Origin of the sequence: Streptomyces spiramyceticus, from assembly GCF_028807635.1 — a bacterium.
Taxonomy (GTDB): Bacteria; Actinomycetota; Actinomycetes; order Streptomycetales; family Streptomycetaceae; genus Streptomyces; species Streptomyces spiramyceticus.
In genome coordinates this window covers 899,056-922,484 of record NZ_JARBAX010000002.1, presented here as the reverse complement: position 1 = coordinate 922,484, position 23,429 = coordinate 899,056, and the positions used below count along the sequence as shown (strand labels likewise).

The window sequence follows — 23,429 nt, the reverse complement described above, 5'->3', positions numbered from 1 at the left end:
AACGCGGGTGCCGGCGCTGCACGGCGTTGCTTGGCTGCGGCCAGGCGTGCTGTGAGCTGCCGGGAGAGCTCGGCTGCCTTCGCCACCTCGTCGGCGGCGGCTGTGACGGATACGCCTGGAGTACTCATCGGGCCGCCGCCCGGGGGTCCTCGGTCAGGAGCGCGACAGCTTCGGAGAGCTGGGTGAGCATCTCCGCCTGAGTCGCGGCGAGCTGCCGTATCTGCCGGGAAAGCTCCTCGACCTCGGCGCGCGTCGCGTACGCCGACGAGCTGTCGTCGGCGGCCGATGGCATGGCTACGGGACTCGCGCCCAGGGAGCCGTCGCCGGCGGTTGGCGGCGCGGGGGCGGGGGCGGGGGCCGCGGGCGCCCCGGCAACCGGCGTGGCCTCGTCCGGGTTGGGGAGGGCAGGCGCCGGGAGGTCGCCCAGTGCGGGAACGGCCGACGCGGCGGCACCCGGTGCGGGAGGGGCCGACACGGACCCAGCCGGTGCAGAAGCCGCCGACGGGGAGCCAGCCAGCATGGAGACAGCCGATGCAGCCGCACCCGGTGCGGCGCCGGCCGATGCGGGAGCAGCCGACGCGGCGGCATCCGGTGCGGGAGGGACCGACACGGAGCCGGCCTGTGCAGCAGCAGCCGACACGACGGAGGGCGACACAGCGCCGACCGGTGTCGCTGCACCGGGCGCGGCGCCAACCGCTGACGTTGCCGGTGCCGGTGCCGTTGCCCCAGTCGCACCCGTGGCCCGGCGGGCGTTGATCAACGTTGCTGTCAGGCGTGGTGTGCCCGCTTCCTCCAGCATCTCTCGCATCGCTATCTCTATGCCGAACTCCCCCTCCAACTGCCGTAACATCCCGACCAGTTGGAGCGAATCCGCACCGAGGCCCACGAACGTCCGGTCGGCTCCGACCTGAGACGGCTCGTAGCCCAAGTGGCCGGCGGTCAGCTCCAGCACCCGGTCCAGTACGGACTGTTCAGTCATGGCGTTCTCCGTGGTGGCTCGATGGTCGTCGTCTTCGGAGGAATTCCGGGGCCCGGGCCCGGCCGGGCCCTTGAAGAACGCGGCTGGCCCCGTCCAGTGCGACTCGTGCTGGAACGGATACGTGGGCAACGGCACCCGGCGGCCGCCGCAGCCGTCGAGCAGCGCCGCCCAGTCGATGGCGTGGCCCGCGCAGTGCAGGCGCGCGACGGCGGCCCACAGCGGCTGGAGCGTGGTGGTGTTCCGGCGCTGCGTCGCCACCGCGACCGTGTCCGGCAGGACCCGGCGGGCCATCCCGGTCAGCGGCGCGTCGGGGCCGAGTTCCACGAGCAGCGGCCTTCGCGGGGCCAGTGTGCGCAGGATCGCGTGGAAGTCGACGGGCTCGCGTGCCTGCCGTACGAGATCGTCCGCGTCCGGCAGCCAGCCCGCCGGACGCAGCACGCCGTCCAGGCCACTGACCAGCGCTGTCCGCGTCGGCCTGAGTTCGGTCTTCTCCGCCGCGATACGGAGGTCGTCGAGCACGGGGTCGATCAGCGACGTATGAAACGCCCGGTCCACCACCAGCGCCAGCCCCGCCTCGCCGTGTTCCGTGAGCCACGCGCGGGCTGCCGCCACCGCCCGCCGGGGGCCGGCCACGACATGGTGGGCCGGGCCGTTGACCGCGGCGAGCTCGACGCCGTCGACGTCGGCGAGGAGCCGACGTACGCGCTCCTCCGACGCGAGTACGGCGATCATGCCGCCGGGTTCCGTGTGGCGCTGCATCAGCCGCCCGCGCCGGCACACCAGCCGCATCCCGTCCTCCAGCGTCAGAGCTCCCGCGACGCACAGGGCCGCGTACTCGCCGACGCTGTGTCCCGCGACGACCGCCGGCTCGACACCGAGCCGGCGCCACAGCCGCGCCTGGGCGACCTGGAGGGCGAAGATCGCGGGCTGGGCGAACTCCGTGTCCCACTGTTCGGGTCCCGTGCCGGTCAGGAGACGTTCGAGGAACGTGTCCTCACCCGTCTCGTCCCGATGAATTCGCGCGCACGCGTCGAGCGTCTCCGCGACCACGGGGAAGCGAGCGGCGACGGTGGCCGCCGTCCCCGGGCTCCCACCGCCCTGCCCGCTGAAGAGGAACACCGCCTCGGGGACCGCATCTTCCGGGACCTCGCCCAGCACGTACGGCGCGTCCCGTCCGGCCTCCAGCGGACTGTCGAGGTAGTCGTCGAGCGCGCTCAGCAGGCCGTCCGGTTCCGCCGTGACGACGAGCCGGTGCCGTAGATGACGACGGCCCAGTACCGCGCCGGTGAGCAGATCGGCGGGCGCCGTCCCCGGGTGGCGTACGAGGTGGTCGCGGAAGGCTCGCGCGTACTCGACCAGCGCCTGCCCGTCGTGCGCCGACAGCGGCAGCAGGCCGGGTACGGTGGCGGCCCGGTCCACCGCCGGCGGCAGGCCCGCCGCCATTGGCGGTGCCTCTTCGAGAATCACATGGGCGTTGGTGCCTCCCATGCCGATGGAGTGCACGCCCGCCCGGCGCGGTACGCCACCCCCGGGCGCGGGCCACTCGCGAAGCCGGTCCGGCAGGACGAACGGGCTGCCTGCGACATCGAGGGCCGGGTTGGGGCGGGAGTAATTCACCAACGGCGGTATTTCGCCGTGCCGGAGCACGAGGATCGCCTTGATGAGTCCGGCCAGTCCCGCGCAGCTGTCGAGGTGGCCGATGGCGGGCTTGGTGGAGCCGAGCGCGCAGAAGCCGGTCCGGTCCGTGTGGCGGGCGAACGCCTCGCTCAGCGCGGCGAATTCGATCGGGTCGCCCTTGAGCGTGCCCGTGCCGTGCGCCTCCAGATAGCCGATCGTGTCGGCCGGGACCCCGGCTGCCCGCAGCGCCCCGAGCACGGCGTCCCGCTGCCCCTCGACCCCGGGCGCGGCGAAACCTCCCTTGTCCGCACCGTCGTTGGTGACCGCCGAGCCGAGGATCACGGCGTGCACCGTGTCGCCGTCGGCGAGCGCGCGGTCGAGTGGCTTGAGCAGTACGGCGGCCACCCCGTTGCCGCCGACCGTGCCGTCTGCCGCCGCGTCGAAGGCCCGTACCGTACCGGTCCGCGAGAGCGTCGAGCCCTTGACGTGCAGGTGTCCGGTCACCTGGGGCAGGTGCAGCGCGGCCGATCCGACGACCATCAGGTCCGCGTCGCCGGATGCCAGTGCCTGGCGGGCGAGGTGTACGGAGACGAGTGAGCTGGAGCAGGCTGTGGCGACGTTGACGGCGGGCCCGGTCAGGCCGAGCCTGAAGGCCGCCCGAGTGGCGGTGAAGTCCGGGTAGTTTCCGACCTGCACCTGCTTCACGGCGTGCCAGTCGGCCGAACGGGCCTCCTGATCAAGGTTGTTGGCGAGGTAGCTGTGGAGGGAGTAGAGGCGGTACCCGCTGCTCGCATAGACGCCGATACGGACGTCGGGGTCGGGCCGCGCGTATCCGCCGTCCTCCAGCGCGTGATAGGCGCACTCCAGGAAGAGCCGCTGCTGCGGGTCGGTGACGGCGGCCTCCCTGCCGCTCATCCGGAAGAAGCCCGCGTCGAAGCCGTCGATGTCCCGGAGCGGCGCACTGGCACCCACGAAGTCCGGTGCCCGGTACGCCTCCTCGGGGATCCCGGCGGCGGCGAACTCCGCATCCGTGAAGCGGCGTACGTGCGACGTCCCGGAGCGGATGTCTTCCCAGTACTGCCGGGGGCTGTCAGCCCCCGGAAACCTCAGCGCCATCCCGACGACCGCTGTGCGGGTCTCCCGCATCGGTATTCCCTCCCTCTACGGACGACCTCTTGTCCCGCCGGACCCACCGGCCCGACCAGCCCCGCCCGCCCATGAGCCGGATCAGGAAGACCAGCGCGACGACGACGGCGACGCCGTGGGACCAGGCGACGACGGAGAACGGTGAGAACGCCTCCAGCGCGGCGGCGACGGCGATCATGCCGACGCCGAAGCCGAGGTTCTCGACTGTGGCCGAGATCCCGAACGCGTGGCCGCGCAGGGTCTCCGGCAGTGTCTGGAGATGCGAGGTGTACGACACCTCGGTGAGCCCGTCCGCGGCTCCGGCGACGAGTGCGATCATCAGCGTGGCGGCGATCGGGAACCCGGCGAAGCCCAGGATGAAGGCGCTGGACATGGCGACCGTACCCAGGCCGAATCCGACGGCACCGACGGACCGTCCGGTGTGTTTGACCCACCGCTGGATGACTTGTTGGGCCAGGACGTTCCCGAGGGCCCAGAAGAGCCAGAAGCGGCTGACGAACGCCGCCGGGTCGCCGGGGTCGAGCGCGCTGGAGTACACCGGGAGGGCCGCGTTGTGCGAGGACGAGCCGAGGGCGTCGACGCCGCGCAGGATCACCATGAGCCCCATCGCGGGCACGGCCGCGAGCGCGGTCACCGCCACCGACAGCTTGCGCCCGGAGTCTCGGCCCGCCTTGGCCTTCTCGACAGTGCCTGCCCCGTCGGCCGTACGATCGGCCTCCGCCGTACGCCCGGTCTCCGCCGTACGCCCGACCTTGTCCGGCAGCCAGATGACCGTCGCCGCGCACACCAGGAAGCTCGCCGCGTCGAGCAGGAACGCGGCGGTGAATCCGAGCTGCGAGACGACGATTCCGGCGGAGGCGAAGCCCGCCACCATGGCCATCGAACGGCCGCCCACCATCAGCGAGTTGGCCCAGCTGCGCCGCTCCTCCCCCACCAGATCGGGAATCGAGCTGCGCAGCGCCACCATGAATACCGTGCTGCAGGCGCCGATCGTGGCGGAGGCGACGAACAGCGCGACCGTGCGCAGCCCGTCCGGTACGAACGCCAGCACCAGCATGGCGGCCGCCTGCGCCAGGTTCATCCAGAGCATGACCGGCTTGACGGCGACCCGGGCCAGCAGGGATCCGGCGGTGAGCCCCGTGAGGAATCCGGCGCCGAGCCGTACGGCCATGAACAGGCCCATGGCCAGGGCACTGTCCGTCGTGGCGTAGACGAAGAGGCTGAGCGCCACCATGTTGAGGAAGGTGCCGTACGAAGAGACCGAGTAGCCCCCGACGAGGATCCGGTAGCGCCAGTCGGCCGTCACGGCAGCAGGCATGTTCCCTCTTCCTCGGCGGGCGCTCGGTGCGGGAGTGAGCGGGCCGGTCCCGCTCCCGATCATGCTTGCCGAATTGCGCGGCGTCACCCGGGAACGGCCAACGCACAAATGTAATCTGCACAGTTGTGAACGATGACCATTCCACCTCGATGGCGTTCGATTGCGACAATTCGCCGCTGGAAGGGCCGTGCGCCACCGCGCTCGCGACCTACCGGCGTGCGCTCACGGAAGGAAGGCTTCCTCGGAACGAGGCGCCGGACTGTCTATGGAGATTTCACCTTGTACTCGAAGACCCTTATTCGCCCGAATTTGTCATAGCTGTACCCGCGGAGGCCGCGGCCTTTGCCGTACTGGCCCCGATCGAGAACGCCATTTCCCAGCAGCGGCAGACCCTTCGCGCAACACGCGCGGCCCTGTCGGCCTTTGGGGAGGTGTACACCGACGCACGCAGCGCAGAGCAGCCTCCGCTGACCCTGCTCACCGGAGGTGAGCTGATCAGCAAGGCACTGACGGCGGCCGTGGACGGGTGCCGGCACGAGCTGCTGACGGCCCAGCCGGGCGGCGGGCGCGCACCGCAGATGCTCAGTGAAGCGCTGGAGCGCGATCTGCGTCTGCTGTCGCGCGACGTACGGCAGCGGACGATCTATCAGCACACCGTGCGCTCGCACCGGGCGACGCTGTCCTACATCGAGCAGGTCACGGCGGCGGGTGCCGAAGTCCGCACACTGGCCGAGGTGTTCGAGCGGTTCATCATCTGCGACCAGAAGGTCGCCTTCATTCCGGTGTCGGAGGAGCGCGGCAGCGCCGCGCTGGAGATCCGCCATCCCGCCCTGGTCCGCTTCCTGGCCCAGTCCTTCAACAACGCCTGGGCGAGGTCGATCCCGGTCCATCCGGACACCTCACCACTGCGCCCGCCCAGCATCACGTCCGACGTGCAGCGCACGATCCTGCTGGCTGTCGTGTCCGGCGAGACCGACGACTCCATCGCGCGCCGCCTCGGCATGAGCCGCCGCAGCGTCGCCGAGCACATCCGCAAGGTGTCGCTCCGGCTGGAGAGCAGCAGCCGGGCCCAACTCGGCTACCTGCTGGCGGCTTCGGGGCTGCTGGAAGGGGACGGTGCGGCCGGTGCGGACTGATCCGCTGTCGCGACAGCGGCGGCGTACCCGTGCGGCGCCGCCACGTCGCTGATCACCCACCCCGCCGGATGGCGCACCGCCGTCCGGGCCGTGCCGAGGTAGTCGAGCGAGGGGCTGCGGGCGAGGCCGGTGCCGATGCCCTTGAGGTACGCCTCCTTGCGCGCCCACGTCCGGGCGAAGGCGGCAGGCCGACCGGCCTCCGGTGCCTCGGCCAGCTCCGCCGTCTCGTCGGGATGCAGTTCGCCCGATATCTCCCGTACGACGGCCAGTGCCGGTACCGCCTCGACATCGACCCCGACCGGCACCGCCGCGCAGGCGAGCAGTGCCAGGCTGCCGCTGTGCGAGAGCGAGAAGTGGACCGGCCCGTCGGTGGTGGCCGGCTTCCCGTGGGGGCCGCCGCAGGACAGGCACGGCTCGCGGTGCAGCCGCACGGCGCCGGGCTCGATCCCCAGACAGGAGCCGAGCATGACGCGCAGCGCCACGTGCGCGGTGATGTAACACCGGCGGTCGAGGTCCCGTACGAAGGACGCCGCGCGCTCCTTCTCCGTGTCGTCGAGGACCTCGGGGGCGAGCCGCGCGGCGACGCGACCCTGCCGCTCCGCGTCGACGCTCCACAGCACGGGAGCTTCGCCGGCCTTCGGCAGGTCCGTGCGCCCGGCGGGTTCTCCGAGAACCGGAGTCATGGGTACATGCATCGCCGTTCCGTTCACCCGCCGAGCATAGGCAACTCACCCTGGAATTCCGAAGCGAGGGTGGCCGAAAGCTTACGGCCGCAATCTCAACGGGATTGTCCGGAACCGGTGCGCGGACATTCCCCGGCACAAGACGGGCGTAAGGCAGACGCCCGGCCGGGAAGGGGAATGTCCGCGAATTCAAGGCCTCAGGCCGTTACTGTCGCGGCCGCCGCGCCGCCGTCTGCTCCGCGATTGCCCCGGCGTGCCATTCGCTCACGGAACGAAGCCGGTTCCTGCCCGACGCGTGCGGTCCTGGGACGGTCACCGCCGCTCACCTCCCGAGGAGCTCCCCGTCCGAGCCCAGAGCGGCCTGCGCACGGGGAGTTACCGTCAGGTTTCGGCGAGGTACGAGTGGTCAGGCCGTCGTGAGCAGCACTCCCGCGTACGAGACTCCGGCCACGACCACCCACGCGCACAGTCCCAGCGCCGCGACCCTCCCCCAGCCTCCGGCCGGGGGGACCCCCATCTCGCTGCGCTCGCCCGTTCGGCTCAGGGACGGCAGGTGCACCGCGCTGCCGAGCCCGAACAGGGCGGTCGCGAGCAGGAGTTCCTGCGCCGTCTGCGCCACGTCGAGCGCGCCGCCGGGCAGCAGGCCCGTGCTGCGCACGGCGACCATCACCAGGAAGCCGACGACGAAGAGCGGCACGAGCGGCGGCCGCTTCGTGCCCGCGCTCGAAGCGGCGGTGCGCCTTCGCCGGCGTACGGACACGGCCACCGCCGCGACGAGCGGCGCAAGCAGCGCGACCCGCATCAGCTTGACCAGGACCGCTTCGCCGAGCGCGTCCGCCCCGGCGGTCTGCGCGGTGGCCACGACCTGCCCCACGTCGTGCACGCTCGCGCCGGCCCAGCGGCCGAACTCCGCATCGGTCAGCCCCAACGGCTGCTGCAACAGGGGCAGTACCGCGATGGCGAGGGTCCCGCACAGCGTCACGAGCGCCACCGACGTCGCGGTGTCCCGTTCGTCGCTGTCCGTCGCCTCGCTCACCGCGCCGATCGCGGACGCCCCGCAGATCGAGTAGCCGGTGGCGACGAGCAGCGGCTGGTCGCCGCGCAGCCCCATGCGGCGGCCCAGCCACCATGTGCCGAAGAAGGTGGCTGTGACCACGCCGAGCACCATCGCGACGGTGGCCCATCCGATGCCCAGTACGTCGTCCAGGCCCAGTTTCAGGCCGAGCAGGACGATCCCGAGGCGCATCAGCCGTTTCCCGGCGTACGAGAGTCCCGGCCGCGCCCTGCCCCGTACGAGCGCACGCGTTCCCGGCAGATGCGAGGCCGCGACGCCGAGTACCACGGCGGCGGTCAGCATCGGGACGTTCGGGAGGAGTTGGTGCACGGCCCAGGCGACGCCCACACCGGCGGTGGCGAGCGCGAGCCCCGGCGACCTGCCGGGCGCGGGTGTCTCCCGCCCCGACTCCTTGACCCGTTCCCTCAGGAGCGCCATCAGCGGTCGGCCGTCAGCTCGTACACCCGGCGGACGCTCGTGCCGAGCTTGGATATGTCGGCGCCGTACACATGCAGGGATATCGCTTTTGACGTGCCCGCGTTCCAGACCCGGTGGATGTCGCCGGGCGGCGCGAAACCGCAGACGGCGCCCTGCGGGTTGACGACGTCCTGCGTGGCGACGAGGCGAGCCGCCGAGCCGTCGCAGGACGGGACGAGCCGGTAGCGCCGCTCGTGCTCCTCGCCCTCGTGGACACCGGTCGCACACCACGCGACATGGTCGTGCACGCTGGTGCGCTGACCCGGCCGCCAGACGAGGGCGACGATCGAGAAGCTGCCGTCGCCCTCCGCGTGCAGCAGGTGCTGGCGGTAGCGCTCGGGGTCGCCCTCGCGCTGTTCCGGGGTGAGGAGGTCGTCCGCGCCGAGGTGCGGCGCGAGCCGCTCGCCGACCAGGTACGCCGTCGGGTCGGGCGGCAGGCCCTGACCTACGGCCTCGCGGATTTCGCCGACCAGCGCGTCGAGGCGAGCGGTCGTACGGGCAGCCGTTAATGCGGTCGAAGTGGTCATACGAGCAGACTGGCGCCGCTCGATCGAGGACGTCCAAGGAGCGTTTGTACGCCGCCGCCCAAACTCTCCTTATGATTCGCGCTGATTCGCGCTGCCTAGCAGCCGATCTTGTTCGCGGCCACCGCCCGGAGCTCTTCGAGTACCAGCCCGGTGGCCGGAATCCTCAGATGCTCGCGCAGCACGTACGCCGAGACCTGCCGCCGGGAGGCAGGCTCCAGAGCCCGTCCGGTGACCTTCGGGTGGCGCAGGAAGTTGAGGACGAGCCCCGGCATCATGGCGACGCCGAGGCCCTCGGCGACGAGACTCTGCACCACCAGGTTGTCATCGGTCGTGAACGCGATGTCGGGCGCGAAGCCCTGTTCCGCGCATTCGTGCAGGAAGTTGACGCGGCAGCGCCGGCAGCCCGCGATCCAGCGTTCCTCCGCCAGGTCCGCCAGTTTCACCGCCCGGCGCCGGGCGAGCGGGTGCGCGGTCGGCAGCACGACCGTCAACTGGTCTTCCAGCAGCGGGATTTCCACCATCTCGTCCGGCACATCGGGCACGTCGTCGTGCAGGCCCGGATAGGTGAAGGCGAGCGTGATGTCGCATTCGCCACGCACCAGCCGCCGCAGCGACTCGGGCGGCTCGTTCTCCAGCAGCTCCACACGTACCCCGGGGTGACCGGCGGCCAGGCGGGCCATGGCCTCGGGTATGAGGGTGGCGCTGGCGCTGGGGAAGGCGCAGACCCTCACGCGCCCGGTGTGCAGGCGGGTGAGGGCGCTCATCTGCTGCTGGGCCGCTGACATGGTGTCGAGGATGATGGCCGCGTGCCGCGAAAGGGCCTCTCCGGCCTCGGTGAGGCGCATGCCGCGGCCGATGCGGGTGAACAGGGGCGTGCCGACGTCCCGTTCGAGGGCCTTCATCTGCTGGGTGATCGCGGGCTGTGTGTAGCCCAGGGCACGAGCGGCCGCCGAGTACGAACCGGTCTTGACCACTTCATGGAATGTCTTGATGTGCCGTGAGTCGAACACCTCGGAATCATAAGCAGAATTTGGGAAGCGCCAACATCATCATGTCGGCCGTGATGAATGGCCGAATCCGGAGCCTCCGGAGCCTGGTTGCCCGGGTCACTCTCCCGCGGCGTGCCGCAGCGCCTGGACGTCGATCTTCTTCATCCCGAGCATGGCCTGCATGGCCCGGCCGGCCTTTTCGGAGTCCGGGTCGCTCAGCATCTCCGTCAGCGCCCGGGGAATGATCTGCCAGGACAGGCCGTACTTGTCCTTGAGCCAGCCGCACGGCCCTTCCGAACCGCCGTCGGCCGTGAGCTTGGCCCAGAGGTCGTCGACCTCCTCCTGCGACACGCAGTCGACGTACAGCGAGACGGCTTCGGTGAAGGAGAACTCGGGACCGCCGTTGAGCGCCATGAAGCTCTGGCCCTCCAGTTCGAACGTCACGAGCATGACGGAGCCCGGCTTGCCCGGTCCCGTGTCCCCGTAGCGCTGCACCTCCAGCACTCGGGAGTTGCCGAAGACGGATGTGTAGAACTCCGCGGCCTCCTCCGCCTGGTCGTCGAACCACAGGAACGTGGTGATCTTCTGCATGGGGTCCTCCTGGCTGGGCGCGAGCGGATGCACGCGGGCGAATGCGTCTGAAGGGTGGACCTGCCGCGGCACCGGAACTCATCGCTCGCTTCCTGCTACCTGCCCTGGAGGCGGGCAGCGATCTCCCTGATCGCGGGCAGTTCGGCCATCAGCGCACTGCCCGGGCAGATCGTCCGGTAGCCGTCGCTGTGCCCCGACACGGCGTAGAACAGCGGAGTCGTCCCTTTCCGGTACTTGCTCAGGCTGTTCGAAGACTCCAGCCGCACCCTGGAGCGCGGGTCGATGTCCGAAACGCCGAGCTTCCAGGCGACGATCGCCGCGATGGCATCGATCATGCGCTGCGGGACCGGCATGCCCTCGGTGTACCTGCCGATGGCTGCTATGCCCACCGTGCGCCGGTTGAAGCCCTGGGCGTGCGCCCCGACGACGGGCTGGTCGACGCCTCCGGCACGGCCCTCGTAGATGGTGCCGCAGCGGTCGACGAGGAAGTTGTAGCCGATGTCGTCCCAGTGCCTGGCACCGGCCTGGCCGCGGTACACGGTGCGGATGATGCGCGGGACGTCGGCGCAGTCGTAGCCGTTCGGCGAGTTGGTGTGGTGGACGAAGACCGCCTCGATGCGGTCGGCAAAGCGGGCGGGCGGGCGACGGTACGTATCCCGGGCGAGCCACTTCGACCGGGGCACGATGCTCGGATACGGGGCGAGGTGCGGCGATATGCGGCGTACCGGGGCAGCGGCCGCCGGCATCAGGGACGAGTGCTGATCGCCGGCCCGTACGCCGGACACCGCAGGCTCGACCCCCGTCGCGCACAGCAGCAGGAGCCCCAGGGCACTCGCCCCGGGCGCACAGCACAGCGCCACGCGGAAGACGCGCATGGTGACACTCTCGGCCCGCCCGGGGCTGCCCGCGACACGCGCTGTGCCGAATGGGTGAAGACGCGGCGGGCACCCCCGCCGGACCCCACCGGCGGAGGTGCCTCTGCGCGTCACGTCCTCAGGGCCTGATGATCAGCTTGCCCCGTGCGTGTCCCGCCTCGCTCAGCTCCAGCGCCTTCGCCGCGTCCGCCAGCGGGAAGACCTCGGCGATCCGGACGTCCAGCCGGCCCTCGGCGGCAAGCCGGGCGTGCTCGGCCAGGCCCGCGCGGATGGCCTCCGGGGCCGTGCCGCCCGCCGAGAAGGCGACTCCGTGGTCGGCGGCGTTCGGGTCCGCGATGGTGACGACGCGGTCCGCCGCGCCGCCGAGCAGCTCGACCGAGAGCGGCAGCACGCCCTGGCCCGCCGCGTCGAACACCGCGTCCACGCCCTGAGGAGCGGCGGCCCGAACGCGCGCGCCGAGACCGTTGCCGTAGACGACGGGGATCGCGCCGAGCGAGCGCAGGTACGCGTGGTTGGCTTCGGACGCCGTGCCGACGACGGTGATGCCCGCGTCCACCGCAAGCTGCACCGCGACCGAGCCGACTACGCCCGCCGCGCCGTGCAGCAGCAGGGTCTCGCCGGTCTTCACCCGCAGCTGGTCGAGGACGCGTTGGGCCGTCTCGCCCGCCACGGGGAGGGCCGCCGCCCGCTCCCAGGTCAGTGCGGCGGGCTTGGCTGCGATGTGACCGGCCAGCGCGTATTCGGCGTACGCACCCGTCGTCGTCCAGCCGAGGACCTCGTCGCCGACTGCCGCGTGGGTGACGCCTTCGCCGACCGCGTCCACGATCCCGGCGAACTCCAGCCCGGGTATCGCCGGGAACGTCGTCGGGAAGAACTGTTCCATCGTGCCGTACCGGATCTTGTAGTCGACCGGGTTCACGCCGGCCGTCACCACCTTGACCCGGACTTCGCCCGAGCCGGGCTCCGGCTTCACGGCCTGGCCGTGGCGCAGTACTTCCGGGCCGCCGAACGTCTCGTAGACGATCGCTTCCATGACTGACTCCCCGCTGATACGGATCGGTTGACGGCTCAAGCCTCGGCGGGCGGGGCGCCGGCTCCGGCCCGTCTTTGGGACAGTCCGACCTGGCCGAAAGACCAGCCGCGGGCGGGGCAGCCCTCGTTACGCTGGCCGAATGGAGCTGACACTGACCGGGGCCGCGAGGTCCGTGACCTTCCTGCCCTCGCAGGCCGCCGCCCCTGCCGCCGCCCCGGCCCGGGCCCTCACGCCCGGCGCCGGCACCCTGGCCGCCCTGACGGCCGGTTACGACGTCATCCGGCAGCCGCTGGGCGAGATCCTGCCCCGGCTGTCCGCGACCCTGGCGGAGCTGGTTCCGCACCTGGCCGCCGCCGAACTGTCCACCCACTGCGCGCATTCGCCGTTCAAGGCGGTCGGCGAGCCGGAGTTCGCCGCGCGGATCAGCGCCGCGGATCTGGAACCGCTGTTCGTCGCCGGCGTCCCCGGACAGGCTTGGCAGGGCACGGCGAGGATCGCAGGGGCCGCGCGGTCCGTGGTCGCCGTGATGACCGACGCGACGGCAAGGGGTGCGCTCCTCGTGCTCGTACGTGACGACGGCGCTCCGCCGGTCGACGGCAGCGCCCTCGCCGTCGCGCAGGCTCTGTGGTCCCTGGTGACCAGTCACTTCGAACGGTTCGCGTCGGAGGCGACCCCCGGCGCCCTGGCCCGCTCACGCGCCGCGGCCGACACCCGGGCCCGGGTGATCGCGGAGCTGGGCGAGACGCACTCGGCCGCGCTGACCGGGCTGTTGGGAGTCCTGCGCAGCCGCAGCCTCGACGACGCGGCCGCGCGGGCCACCGCCACCGAGCTGGCCGTGTCCGCGCTGATCGAACTGCGCGCCGAGGCCGACCGGGACAAGGCGGTCGCGGAGGAACGGGCCGACGAGGCGTTCGCCCGGCTCGCGGACTCGCTGCGACCGCTGCTGCGCCACAGCCCCGTACGCCTGGAACTCGGCCCGCCCGACTCCGTCCGCAGGGTCGCGGCCGATGTGGCGCACGCGGCGCGGGCGATCGTACGCGCGGTGCTGCTGACCGCGCTGGAGCAGGAGCCGATGACCCGGGTTCATGTGGGCTGGCAGGTGACCGAGCAGGAGTTGCGTGCGACCGTACGGGACGACGGTCCCGGCGCGCTGTCGATGTGCACGCTGGGTCCGGCGCGGATCACCGACCGGCTGGACGTGCTCGGCGGCCGGCTCGACCTGGACGCGGTGCCGGGCTGGGGGACGACGGTCACCGCGGTCATCCCGCTGACGACGCCCGATGCCCCCGCGTCCACCGATCCGCTCAGCTCACTGGGGGCGCGCGAGCTGGAGGTCCTGACACGGCTCGCGCTCGGCCACCGCAACCGGGGGATCGCGCAGGAACTGCACATCAGCGAGTCGACGGTGAAGTTCCATGTCGCGAAGATCCTGACCAAGCTGGGGGTCGGGTCGCGAGGCGAGGCGGCGGCGCTGTTCCACGCGGCGGCGTAGGGCAGCCGAGTTCAGTGGAGTTCAGGGGAAGTGGCGTGCTGTGTCAGCGCGGTGAGCTTCGTCAGAATTTCAGCGCGCAGTTCCGGATCATGTACGAGCCCGTCGGCGCCGACCGCCTGGCGGGGCACGGGAATGCGAGCGCAGGCGTCCTCGACAATGCGGGCGCCGGTGTAACCGAGCACCCGACGCAGTGATTCGTGCGCGAAGACCGCGCCGGTGGGCGCGCTGGAGGCGTTGATCCACGCACACGGCTTTTCGCCGATCTCCACGCCGCCGACCGTCCAGTCGAGCAGGTTCTTGAACGAACCGGGCAGGGCGCCCGCGTACTCCGGCGTGCAGAACAGCAGCGCGTCCGCGGCCCCGATCCGCGCGCGCAGGTCGGCGACGGCGGGGTGCAGTGGCTCGTGGTCGTCGTCAGGGTTGAAGTGGGGCAATGCGCCAAGTCCCTTGTACAGAATGGCCGTTATGCCCTCGGGTGCGACGGCCGTCGCGGTCCTCAGCGTCGCCTCATTGACCGAACCCGCCCGGACGCTGCCGCACAGCATCAAAACCTTGATCGTTGACATCGGCGCAGAGTACCTCGGGTACGCCCGGAGCCGGCCGGACCAGGCCTGTGCACCGCCCACTTGAGAGACCGCCGCCGGTCTTGTGCACACCAAGCCGCCTCCTCAATACTCACGAACAGTGCCTGTCAGGGACACGCCACCGCAATTCCCTGACGCGCCTCACAGGGCCCTCACCCCCCGGGCCCCGACGCTCCTAGGAGGAGACCAGTGAGGATCACGCGCACCACTTCCCGCACCGGCACAGCGAGACGCACCCCGCTCGCCACTCTCGCCGCCGCCGCCGGCCTGCTGATGGCCACCGCCGTCACCCTGCCGCAGGCCCAGGCAGCAGCCCCCCGCACCTTCAGCGCCACCCAGCTCGCCGAGGTCGACCGGGCCGTACTCAACGCCGATGTCGGCGGCACCGCATGGCACGTGGACCGGGAGAGCGGCCGGGTCGTCGTGACCGCCGACAGCACCGTGTCCGCGGCCGGACTCTCGAAGCTCAGGAAGGCGGCGGGCGCCGACGCGGACGCGCTGCGGATCGAGCGCACCGCCGGGAAGTTCACCCGGCTCCTCGGGCCCGGCGACGCCATCTACGGCAGCGGCTACCGCTGTTCGCTCGGTTTCAACGTCGTCAGCGGCAGCACCCATTACTTCCTCACCGCCGGTCACTGCGGCAACGTCGTCAGGACCTGGTACGCCAACTCCGCCCAGAGCACGCTGATCGGCCCCACCGTGGGCTCCAGCTTCCCCGGCAACGACTACGCGCTGGTCCGCTACGACAATGCCTCGCTGAGCCACCCCGGCGGATTCACCGCCGCCAACGCCTTCGTAGGCGAGTCGGTCAGGCGCAGCGGTTCCACCACCGGCACCAAGAGCGGAACGGTCACCGCGCTCAATGTCACCGTCCGCTACAGCGGCGGCGGCACCGTCCGCGGCATGATCCAGACCAATGTGTGCGCCGAGCCGGGCGACTCCGGCGGCGCCCTGTACGACGGCACGAAGGCACTCGGCATCACCTCCGGCGGCAGCGGCAACTGCTCGGTCGGCGGTACGACGTTCTACCAGCCGGTGCCGGAAGCCCTCGCCAAGTACCGGGTCTCCCTCTACTGAGCCGCATCTGAGCCGCGCCTACTGAGCCGCCAGGTCCTGGGCCGCGATGTAGCCGAAGGTCATGGCAGGCCCGATCGTCGAACCCGCGCCCGCATAGGTGCGGCCCATCACGGCGGCGCCGGCATTTCCGGCGGCGTAGAGCCCCGGGATGACAGTGCCGTCGGCCCGCAGCACCCTGGCGCGGGCGTCGGTGCGCATTCCGCCCTTGGTTCCGAGGTCACCAGGGACGATCTTGAACGCGTAGAAGGGAGCCAGCCACAGCGGAGCCAGGCATGAGCTGGGGTGGATTCCGGGGTCCGTGCAGTAGTGGTCGTACGCACTGTCGCCACGGTGGAAGTCGGAATCCGCTCCGCTTCGCGCGAAGCCAGGGCCGCAGGTTACTCGCGAGGAACGACGAGGTTGCTCTAAGGTGAACGCTCCGATCGACCATACCTGCGTATCCCATGAATAAATGGGGCTTCGCTGTGCCGATCGAAGGATGTCCTGCCAATCCAGGACACAAATAATCAGTGCAGGGCGACGTGGTGTCGGCAACTCCGCCAGACGTCGGCTCCGTACGAGCCGATCGGCCCCTCGTCCCGTCATCCGGGACTCGAAGGCGGCGGTCTCCTCTCAATCACCTACCTCGCGCGAAGGCAAGGCAGAGATGGCACGAGATTCCCGGCAGTCCTCCCGGCAGCTCCCCCGACAGCGGCCCCATCCCGTCGACGAGCTGCTCCCTCTCCCCAAGCTCACCCTCTACGGATTCCAGCACATCCTCGCGTTCTACGCGGCAGCTGTGATCGTCCCCGTTCTCCTCGGAAACGCCCTGGGCCTGTCCGAGCAGGAGCTCGTCTATCTGATCAACGCGGACCTGCTGACGTGCGGCGTCGCCACGATCATCCAGGCCCTCGGCATATGGAAGGTGGGCGCCAGACTGCCGCTGGTCCAGGGCGTCACCTTCACCGCGGTTTCGCCCATGGTCGCCATCGGCCTGGGGGCGGGCGGCGGCACCGCCGGGCTGCTCGTCGTCTACGGTGCGGTGATCACGGCCGGTATAGCGACGTTCCTGCTCGCACCGTTCTTCAGCAAGCTGGTGAAGTACTTCCCGCCGGTCGTCATCGGCACGATTCTGACCATCATCGGCCTCACCCTGATCCCGGTGGGCCTGCAGGACGCTGCCGGCGGGGCGCATCTCATCGGCGAGCCCGCGTACGGGGATCCGAAGAACCTCGCGTACGCCCTCGGCACTCTGGTCTTCATCCTGGCCGTGGTCCGGGTCGGCAAGCCGTTCCTGAGCAGCCTGGCCGTGCTGATGGGACTGGTTCTGGGTACGGCGGTGGCCTGGATGTTCGGCGACGCGCATTTCGGCGCGGTGCAGGACGCCGACTGGTTCGGGGTCACCACACCGTTCCACTACGGCATGCCCGAGTTCGAGCTGCTGCCGATCATCGCCATGACCGTCGTCATGCTGATCACGATGGTGGAGACCACCGGCGACGTCTACGCCATCGGGGAGATCACCCGCAAGAAGGTCGACAGCGACACGGTGGCCAGGGCCCTGCGCGCCGACGGCGCCGCCACCGTACTCGGCGGCGTCCTCAATTCATTCCCATATGTGGCATTCGCGGAGAACATCGGCCTCGTACGGATGTCGAGAATCATGAGCCGCTACGTCGTCGTCGCGGCCGGCGTCTTCATGATCGTCCTGGGTGTGCTGCCGAAAGCGGGCAGCCTGGTCGCCGCCATTCCGCACCCGGTGCTCGGCGGCGCGGCGATCTCGATGTTCGGCATGGTGGCGGCGGTCGGCATCCAGATCCTGGGCAAGGTCGATCTGCGCGAGGAGCGCAACGCTCTGATCCTGGCGGTGAGCCTCGGCGCCGCGCTGCTGCCGACCACGGTCGCGCCGTTCTTCGACGGGATGCCGGACGACGTCCGGGCGGTTCTCGACAGCGGGATCACGCTGGGCGGCCTGACCGCCATCATCCTGAATCTCTTCTTCAACGTCTTCACGCGCCGCAAGACGACGGAGATCGACTGGGACGACATCGAGGAAGACGGTTCGGCGGATCCGTACACCGGTGCGGCCGCCCGCTGAGCCGCGCCGGTGGCTGTTGCGGGGCCGGGAGGGGCATCCACTCCCTCACCGGCCCGCATCCGCCGGGCGCCGGGCGCCGGGGGGCTGCGCGCCGTACGCTCAGTCGCCCACCGCGTTGAACGGCGGCACGTCCCCCGCCTCGCCGATCAGCTCCCAGAAGTGGTCCACCAGCCGCCTCAGATACGCCGAGCGCTCGGCCGCGACCTCCTTGAGCCGGGCGTCGTCGTTGCGGCCCACCAGGTGCCCCATGTAGCGCTCGGAGAACTCCGCGAACTCCGCGTGCATCTCGCGCAGCGCGTCGCCGACCCGGGTCTCGTTGACCGCGACGATCTCCGCGACCGGTACGACGTACACCTTCCAGCGTCCGTCGATCGCCGCGCGCAGATGCCCGGCCAACTCGTCGACCCGTCCCATGATCCCGACCAGATGCCGCAGGGACAGCCCCAGGATCTCCACCAGAGCCCGGGTCTGCCGGGGGTCTCCTGCCCATTGCTGCTGAGCCTCCGCCGCCCGGTACTCGGCCGCGTCCATGCCGATCCGGTACGCGACCCGCTCCACGCTCAGCTGCCGGGCCAGCCGGTGCTCGGCGAGCGTCCGTGGTTCGACGCCCATCAGCGTCGCGGAGGTGCACCACAGGACATCGGCCAGGGCGAAGAGCTGGGGCTCCGACGGCACATGGGTGCCCTGCTCCCAGGCGGCGATCAGGTCCGGGTGGACGGGGGCGCCGCATGCGGCCATGGAGTGGGCGACCTGAGCCGTGGTCAGGCCCATGCGGGCCCGGGCGGATCTGGCCTCTACGGGGGAAAACGGAGTGCTGTACACGTACGAGACACCTCGCTGCACCCGGCGTACACAGGGCGCTTGGGGGAGAGGGACTGGTGGCCGAACATCCAGGAGCGGGCAGATTAACAGATGGTCCAGTGGTGCGAAGCGCCAACTTCCCTTCGATATGAAGGCGTAATGGCTGCCGTAGGGAGCAAGAAGGTGAAGACTGGAGGCAGACGGCACAGGTCGGCGAAGATGTGACTGTCACCCGTCCCGTCATGAGTGCGTGAGTGCGCGAGGAGCGTCTGCCCGATGGCCAGTCCCGGTTCCCCCACCCGGCCGCCGACGATTTCCGACGTCGCCAGGGCCGCATCGGTGTCGCGGACGACCGTGTCCCACGCGCTCAACGGGCTCGGCAAGGTCGATCCCCGGACCCGCGAACGTATCAAGAAGGCCGCCGCCGAGCTCGGTTACCGGCCGAATCTGCGCGCCCAGCGTCTGCGCCGCGGCCAGGCGAAGGCGATCGCGCTGGCCTCCTCCATGCCGTTCGCGGTGGCCGGTGGGCCCTCCCGGCTCGGCTTCTACATGGAGGTCGCCGCCGCGGCCGCCGAGACGGCCCTGCTGCACGACTACGCACTCGTCCTCGTACCGCCGGTCCAGTCCGGCTCGGCCCTGTACTCCGTGGACATCGACGGCGCGATCGTCGTCGAGCCCGACGAGAACGACGTGGCCGTGGCGCAGTTGCGCGAGCGCGGTCTCCCGTACGTCGCACTCGGCAGGCAGGTGTCACCGTCGCCCGGCGACGACGCCCCGTACGTCGACCTGCACGGCGGGCCGGTCGCCGAGCTGCTCCTGGCCCACCTGCACGAGCAGGGCGCCCGCCACCCCGCGCTGCTCATCGGCGCGGGCGCCCGCCACTCCGCCGTGGACGCCCGCGCCGCGTTCGAGCGCACCGCCGCCGAGCACGGCTGGGCGCCGCTCACCGTCACCGCCCCGGAGGAGGGCGGCGAACAGGCCGGGTACGACCGCTGCGCGACCCTGCTGGCCGAGCACCCGGAGGTCGACGCCGTCTGCGCGCTCGTGGACGCCTTCGCGGTGGGCGCCGTACGCGCGATCCACGACAGCGGCCGGAGGATCCCGGACGACGTCATGGTGGTCACCCGGTACGACGGGCTGCGGGCCCGGACCTGCGAGCCGCCGCTCACCGCGGTCGACCTGCAACTGGACCGGGCAGCCGCCGAGGCGGTGGAGCTGCTGCTCCACCGCCTGACCGAGCCCACCGCCGCCACCGCGGACTCGGTGTCCGCGCCCGCGCCGCGCATCGTCGCCCGGGCCTCGTCGCTGCGGGCCGGTGTCACGGAGCAAGGATGAGCACCGCCCCGGAGACGAGGGCGAAGACCAGGACGAGCGGGCGCATCTTCGCGGCGTTGATCCGGTGGTGCACGAGCCGGCTCAGCCACGCCCCGGCGGCAAGGGCGGGCAGCAGCAGCGCGGCCCAGCCCAGCTGCGCCGGACTGCCCTCCCCCGTCGCGAACAGCAGCGCGAGCGAGGCGACTTCCCCGACGAGGAAGCACACCGCGACCGTGGACCGCAGTTCCGCCGGCGGGCGGTGCTGGTAGACCAGGGCCAGCGGCGGGCCGCCCACGCCCGTCGCGGTCTCCGTGAGCCCGGTGACGACCCCGGCCCCCAGATACGCCGCCCGGCCGGGCGTGAAGGCGGGCGCCGCCAGGCTCACGGCCGCCGCCAGCACGGTCGCCGCCCCGACGACGAGGCCAAGGCTGTCGTCCGGCACCGCCCAGAGGAGGAGCAGACCGCCCGGGGTCGCCGCCAGCCGCGCCGCGGTGATCCAGCCCGCTCCGCGCAGATCGAGGGAGTGGCGCTCGCGCCAGGCGACGTACATATTGAGCGGAATCATCGACGCGAGGACGAACACCGGGAGCAGGCCGGGATCGAGGAGTCCGGCCACCGGCGCGACGATCAGTGCGAATCCGAGCCCGCTGGTTCCCTGGACGAACGCGGCGGTCGCCACTACGACGGCGAGGACGGCCACCGTTTCGGTGCTCATCGTGCCGCGCTCCGCGCCTGTGCCTGTGTCCGCGCCTCGGTGGATGTCGGGTGGACGCGGGTCACCGAGGCCCGCCGTACCGCCTCCCTGCCCAGTTCGGCCGCCCGCCGTACGAAAGCCGGGCCGTCCCAGTCGACCGGCCATCCGCGCCACAGACGCAGCCGCCCGGCGACGAACACGGCGCTGATCTGGTCGCGGTTGCCGCGCCGTACGAGCTCCCACGGCAGGTCCCAGGTCGGCTGCATTTCCGGGCCGCTCACGTCGACGAGGAGGAAGTCGGCGGCCAGTCCGTCGGCGATCCTGCCGGTACGGGCTCCGAGGCCGACGGCGTCGGAGCCTCCCGGGCCTGCGTGCTCCAGCCAGGTCCAGCCAGCGCCGCAGGACGAGTCGCCGGTGGCCAGACCGTACGTGATGCGCTGGGCGAACTCGGCGGCCTCGACCAGGCGGAACGCGTCGCCGCGGGTGCCGTCCGTACCCAGTCCGAAGCGGATCCCGCGTTCGGCCATGGTGGTCGCCGGGGCCACGGCATTGCCCTTCCAGGCACTGGCCACGGGGTTGTAGCTCACGGCGGTTCCGGTGTCGGCGAGCAGGGTGAGTTCGGCGGGAGTGAGGAGGGTGGCGTGCGCGGCCAGCAACTGCGGTCCCAGGGCGCCCACTTGATGCAGATACTCCAAGGGGCGCATCCCTTGCCCGACGAGGGAACGCTCCACGCCCGCGAGATGCTCGTTGACATGGATCTGGACGACGGCCCCCGCCTCGGCGGCCAGCCGGGCGGTGTCGCGCAGGGTGTCCGCAGTCGCGGCCTCCGGTATGGAGATCGCGAGCGACGGGTGGACCAGGTCGTCGTCGGCGTAACGGGCAAGGTGCTTCTCGGCATTCGGCAGAGCAGAAGCGGTGCCGGTGCCGGCGTCGTTGCAGACGAGCCCGAGCACGCAGCGGATCCCGGCGTCACGGGTGGCCGAGGCCACCGCCTCCAGGTCGACGGCCGCACGGGTGCCCGCGTCGGCGACGGTGGTGAATCCGCCGCGCAGCGACTCCAGCGCCGCCAGTTTCGCCGCCGCGTACGCCGACTCCTCGTCGAGGGCGCCCTCCAGGGGCACCCACACCCGGCGGAAGATCTCGGAGGGCTCACCGAAGGCCAGCGCCGAGCCGAAGCTCTGCGTCAGGTGGTGGTGGGCATCGACGAATCCGGGCATCAGTACGTGACCGGGCAGCCGGACGGGCACCAGGTGCGGGTAGGCCCGCTCCAGCCGTTCGGCCGGTCCGACGGAGGCGAAGGCACCTTCGGCGACCACGGCCGCGTATCCGTCCATCAGGCCGTCGGGCGTCAGTACCGCATCGGGTACGAGGAGCAGCACATCGGCCCCGAGAAGGTCGGGGTTCAGGTCGGTCATCGCTCTCTTTCGTTACAGGTTTCGCGACAGGTTCGCGGCACGTCTCGCGGCACGTCTCGTGCCGGATCAGGCATGCGGGACGGCGTCGCGGGGTTCGCCCTCGTCGACAGGGGCGGTGGCGTGTTCGGCGGACCGGGTGGGTGGTGTGCGGGACAGCCGCGGCCGCACGTGGTGGAAGAGGACGTTGAGGAAGGCAGCGACGAAGGCTCCGACGGCGACGCCGCTTTCGAGGAGGATGCGGGCGTTCGGCGGGAAGCCGCCGTACACGCCGGGGATCAGGATGGGCAGTAGCCCCAGGGCCAGCGCGACAGCGCAGATGAAGGTGCTGGTGTGCCGGTCGAGGTCGGACCGCCCGAGCATCTGCACGCCGAGCACGGTGATCACGGCAAAGACGACCATGGCCGTTCCGCCGACGACGGCCGACGGGACCACGCTGATGGCGCGCGTGACCGGCGCGAGGAAGCCGATGACGATGAGCACGACGCCCGCGGCGGCGGTGACGTAGCGGCTGCGTACACCGGTGACTCGTACGATCCCGATGTTCTCGCCGCTCGTCACCATCAGCGGCAGCCCGAAGAACCCGCCGAAGAGGGACGTGGCGGCGTCGCCGCGGATGGTCTTGGGCACATCGGTGCGCTTGTCGATGTCCTTGCCGACGGCTTCGGCGTTGATCACGGTCTGTCCGGTGGCCTCCGCCATCGAGGCGAGGCTGTACAGCATCAGCGGCAGCGCGGCGATCAGGTTGAACTCGGGCGAGCCGAACGGCATCAGCTGCGGGACGTTGACGAGTCCGCCCTCGGCGGCCCGCCCGAAGTCGACGCTGCCGAGCACGAAGGCAAGGGCGGTGCCTGCCATCAGGCCGAGCATGACCGCGAGTTGCCGCAGGACACCGGTGAACACCAGGTAGAACGCGACGGTGAAACCGATCGTCGCCATGCCGAGCATGAGGTTGGTGGTGTCGGCGAAGCCGGGCTCCCCCGGCCGTCCGGTGACCAGTACCGCACCGACCTTCACCAGATTCACGCCGACGATGACGATCATCGTGCCGATGACGAGGGCGGGGAAGAACTTGAGCAGCCGCGAGAAGACGGGCAGCACGATGAAGTAGAAGGCGGCCGTGATGATCACCGCGCCGCTCGCGGTCCGGAGGCCGTGCTGCTCGGCGATGGCCATGAAGAGGATGAGCGGGGCGCCGCCGGGCAGCATGACGAACGGCAGCTTGGGCCCGAATTTCCACGGCCCCAGCGACTGGATCAGCGAGCCGGCTCCGGAGAGCACAAAGGCCGCCGAGAGCAGGTTGACGGTGAGGCCGGGGTCCAGATGGAGCGTGGCGCTCATCAGGAAGATCGCCGAGATGGGGGTCGCGGCCATGACGAGGACATGCTGGATGCCGAAGAGCAGAATCCTGCTGAGCGGGCGGGATTCGTCTACCGGGTGGGTGGCGCTGGTGGGCATGGGGCGGGGACTGGACACGTTCGAGCTCCGTTCGGCTCGCTCCGGTTTCAGCCGAGATCCGGCCCTGGACGGGGGACCAAATCGATTCGGCCAAA

19 protein-coding genes and 1 pseudogene are annotated in these 23,429 nt (G+C 71.0%); 5 read left to right on the top strand and 15 right to left on the bottom strand.

Translation table 11 applies throughout. From position 1 onward, the window contains the following. Positions 1-124 precede the first annotated feature (124 nt). A complete protein-coding gene (locus tag PXH83_RS27740) occupies positions 125-3,742 on the bottom strand; it encodes a type I polyketide synthase (RefSeq protein WP_274564003.1) in 3,618 nt (1,205 codons plus the stop codon). Further along, positions 3,687-5,060 carry an MFS transporter gene (locus PXH83_RS27735; protein ID WP_274564002.1) on the bottom strand — a complete coding sequence of 458 codons (1,374 nt, stop codon included), beginning with the start codon at positions 5,058-5,060 and terminating at the stop codon, positions 3,687-3,689. Before PXH83_RS27735 ends, PXH83_RS27740 begins: the two co-directional genes overlap by 56 nt. Positions 5,061-5,491: 431 nt before the next feature. Here PXH83_RS27735 and PXH83_RS27730 point away from each other — a divergent pair, with 431 nt between their 5' ends. Further along, positions 5,492-6,196: a LuxR C-terminal-related transcriptional regulator gene (locus tag PXH83_RS27730; RefSeq protein ID WP_274564001.1), complete on the top strand. Its 705-nt coding sequence runs from the start codon at positions 5,492-5,494 to the stop codon at positions 6,194-6,196. Here PXH83_RS27730 and PXH83_RS27725 read toward each other — a convergent pair. From PXH83_RS27725 to PXH83_RS27695, 7 genes are all read right to left on the bottom strand, one after another. Beyond that, positions 6,139-6,879: a 4'-phosphopantetheinyl transferase family protein gene (locus PXH83_RS27725; protein WP_274563999.1), complete on the bottom strand. Its 741-nt coding sequence runs from the start codon at positions 6,877-6,879 to the stop codon at positions 6,139-6,141. The two genes, PXH83_RS27730 and PXH83_RS27725, sit on opposite strands and share 58 nt — an antisense overlap. A gap of 406 nt (positions 6,880-7,285) precedes the next feature. Continuing rightward, a complete protein-coding gene (locus PXH83_RS27720) occupies positions 7,286-8,371 on the bottom strand; it encodes a YeiH family protein (RefSeq protein ID WP_274563996.1) in 1,086 nt (361 codons plus the stop codon). Further along, on the bottom strand, positions 8,371-8,937 hold the full coding sequence (locus PXH83_RS27715) for a cysteine dioxygenase family protein (protein WP_274563995.1): 567 nt from the start codon (positions 8,935-8,937) through the stop codon (positions 8,371-8,373). The genes PXH83_RS27720 and PXH83_RS27715 overlap by 1 nt, the downstream gene beginning before the upstream one ends. Before the next feature lie 95 nt (positions 8,938-9,032). After that, the gene (locus PXH83_RS27710; RefSeq protein ID WP_274563994.1) at positions 9,033-9,947 is read right to left on the bottom strand and encodes a LysR family transcriptional regulator; all 915 of its coding nucleotides are present in this window, start codon (positions 9,945-9,947) and stop codon (positions 9,033-9,035) included. Between the two features lie 96 nt (positions 9,948-10,043). Next, positions 10,044-10,517: a VOC family protein gene (locus tag PXH83_RS27705; RefSeq protein WP_274563993.1), complete on the bottom strand. Its 474-nt coding sequence runs from the start codon at positions 10,515-10,517 to the stop codon at positions 10,044-10,046. 95 nt (positions 10,518-10,612) lie between these two features. Next, positions 10,613-11,392, bottom strand: coding sequence for a peptidoglycan recognition protein family protein (locus tag PXH83_RS27700; protein WP_274563992.1), 780 nt, complete (start codon positions 11,390-11,392; stop codon positions 10,613-10,615). A 118-nt stretch (positions 11,393-11,510) separates the two neighbouring features. Then, positions 11,511-12,425, bottom strand: coding sequence for an NADP-dependent oxidoreductase (locus PXH83_RS27695; protein WP_274563991.1), 915 nt, complete (start codon positions 12,423-12,425; stop codon positions 11,511-11,513). A 139-nt stretch (positions 12,426-12,564) separates the two neighbouring features. On the opposite strand from PXH83_RS27695, the gene PXH83_RS27690 reads away from it, so the two are divergent. After that, the gene (locus tag PXH83_RS27690) at positions 12,565-13,917 is read left to right on the top strand and encodes a helix-turn-helix transcriptional regulator (RefSeq protein WP_274563990.1); all 1,353 of its coding nucleotides are present in this window, start codon (positions 12,565-12,567) and stop codon (positions 13,915-13,917) included. Between the two features lie 11 nt (positions 13,918-13,928). On the opposite strand, the gene PXH83_RS27685 is transcribed toward PXH83_RS27690, so the two are convergent. Further along, the gene (locus PXH83_RS27685; RefSeq protein WP_274563989.1) at positions 13,929-14,483 is read right to left on the bottom strand and encodes an NADPH-dependent FMN reductase; all 555 of its coding nucleotides are present in this window, start codon (positions 14,481-14,483) and stop codon (positions 13,929-13,931) included. Positions 14,484-14,690: 207 nt separating this feature from the next. Between PXH83_RS27685 and PXH83_RS27680 the strand changes: the two genes are divergently transcribed. Beyond that, complete coding sequence (locus tag PXH83_RS27680) at positions 14,691-15,578, top strand: S1 family peptidase (protein WP_274563988.1); 888 nt, start codon at positions 14,691-14,693, stop codon at positions 15,576-15,578. Positions 15,579-15,596: 18 nt separating this feature from the next. Here PXH83_RS27680 and PXH83_RS27675 read toward each other — a convergent pair. After that, positions 15,597-15,938: pseudogene (locus tag PXH83_RS27675) on the bottom strand (FAD-binding protein); the annotation flags it as partial. Positions 15,939-16,224: 286 nt separating this feature from the next. Between PXH83_RS27675 and PXH83_RS27670 the strand changes: the two are divergent. Beyond that, positions 16,225-17,655 (top strand): nucleobase:cation symporter-2 family protein, encoded by a 1,431-nt coding sequence (locus tag PXH83_RS27670; RefSeq protein ID WP_274563986.1) that lies wholly within the window; start codon positions 16,225-16,227, stop codon positions 17,653-17,655. Positions 17,656-17,754: 99 nt separating this feature from the next. On the opposite strand, the gene PXH83_RS27665 is transcribed toward PXH83_RS27670, so the two are convergent. Further along, complete coding sequence (locus tag PXH83_RS27665; protein WP_274563985.1) at positions 17,755-18,477, bottom strand: transcriptional regulator; 723 nt, start codon at positions 18,475-18,477, stop codon at positions 17,755-17,757. 255 nt (positions 18,478-18,732) lie between these two features. On the opposite strand from PXH83_RS27665, the gene PXH83_RS27660 reads away from it, so the two are divergent. Next, positions 18,733-19,791, top strand: coding sequence for a LacI family DNA-binding transcriptional regulator (locus PXH83_RS27660; RefSeq protein ID WP_274563984.1), 1,059 nt, complete (start codon positions 18,733-18,735; stop codon positions 19,789-19,791). On the opposite strand, the gene PXH83_RS27655 is transcribed toward PXH83_RS27660, so the two are convergent. The 3 genes from PXH83_RS27655 to PXH83_RS27645 form a co-directional block, all read right to left on the bottom strand. Next, entirely contained in the window at positions 19,775-20,485 is a 711-nt protein-coding gene (locus PXH83_RS27655) for a sulfite exporter TauE/SafE family protein (protein ID WP_274563982.1), read from the bottom strand. The two genes, PXH83_RS27660 and PXH83_RS27655, sit on opposite strands and share 17 nt — an antisense overlap. Further along, positions 20,482-21,879, bottom strand: coding sequence for an amidohydrolase family protein (locus PXH83_RS27650; RefSeq protein WP_274563981.1), 1,398 nt, complete (start codon positions 21,877-21,879; stop codon positions 20,482-20,484). Before PXH83_RS27650 ends, PXH83_RS27655 begins: the two co-directional genes overlap by 4 nt. Positions 21,880-21,945: 66 nt before the next feature. Further along, on the bottom strand, positions 21,946-23,334 hold the full coding sequence (locus PXH83_RS27645; protein WP_274565188.1) for a uracil-xanthine permease family protein: 1,389 nt from the start codon (positions 23,332-23,334) through the stop codon (positions 21,946-21,948). Positions 23,335-23,429: the final 95 nt, after the last annotated feature.

Bases quoted from the DNA above. Each gene is read 5' to 3' on its own strand.
- PXH83_RS27740 (WP_274564003.1), bottom strand. From the start codon at position 3,742: ATGCGGGAGACCCGCACAGCGGTCGTCGGGATGGCGCTGAGGTTTCCG.
- PXH83_RS27735 (WP_274564002.1), bottom strand. From the start codon at position 5,060: ATGCCTGCTGCCGTGACGGCCGACTGGCGCTACCGGATCCTCGTCGGG.
- PXH83_RS27725 (WP_274563999.1), bottom strand. From the start codon at position 6,879: ATGACTCCGGTTCTCGGAGAACCCGCCGGGCGCACGGACCTGCCGAAG.
- PXH83_RS27720 (WP_274563996.1), bottom strand. From the start codon at position 8,371: ATGGCGCTCCTGAGGGAACGGGTCAAGGAGTCGGGGCGGGAGACACCC.
- PXH83_RS27715 (WP_274563995.1), bottom strand. From the start codon at position 8,937: ATGACCACTTCGACCGCATTAACGGCTGCCCGTACGACCGCTCGCCTC.
- PXH83_RS27705 (WP_274563993.1), bottom strand. From the start codon at position 10,517: ATGCAGAAGATCACCACGTTCCTGTGGTTCGACGACCAGGCGGAGGAG.
- PXH83_RS27700 (WP_274563992.1), bottom strand. From the start codon at position 11,392: ATGCGCGTCTTCCGCGTGGCGCTGTGCTGTGCGCCCGGGGCGAGTGCC.
- PXH83_RS27695 (WP_274563991.1), bottom strand. From the start codon at position 12,425: ATGGAAGCGATCGTCTACGAGACGTTCGGCGGCCCGGAAGTACTGCGC.
- PXH83_RS27690 (WP_274563990.1), top strand. From the start codon at position 12,565: ATGGAGCTGACACTGACCGGGGCCGCGAGGTCCGTGACCTTCCTGCCC.
- PXH83_RS27685 (WP_274563989.1), bottom strand. From the start codon at position 14,483: ATGTCAACGATCAAGGTTTTGATGCTGTGCGGCAGCGTCCGGGCGGGT.
- PXH83_RS27670 (WP_274563986.1), top strand. From the start codon at position 16,225: ATGGCACGAGATTCCCGGCAGTCCTCCCGGCAGCTCCCCCGACAGCGG.
- PXH83_RS27660 (WP_274563984.1), top strand. From the start codon at position 18,733: ATGGCCAGTCCCGGTTCCCCCACCCGGCCGCCGACGATTTCCGACGTC.
- PXH83_RS27655 (WP_274563982.1), bottom strand. From the start codon at position 20,485: ATGAGCACCGAAACGGTGGCCGTCCTCGCCGTCGTAGTGGCGACCGCC.
- PXH83_RS27650 (WP_274563981.1), bottom strand. From the start codon at position 21,879: ATGACCGACCTGAACCCCGACCTTCTCGGGGCCGATGTGCTGCTCCTC.
- PXH83_RS27645 (WP_274565188.1), bottom strand. From the start codon at position 23,334: ATGCCCACCAGCGCCACCCACCCGGTAGACGAATCCCGCCCGCTCAGC.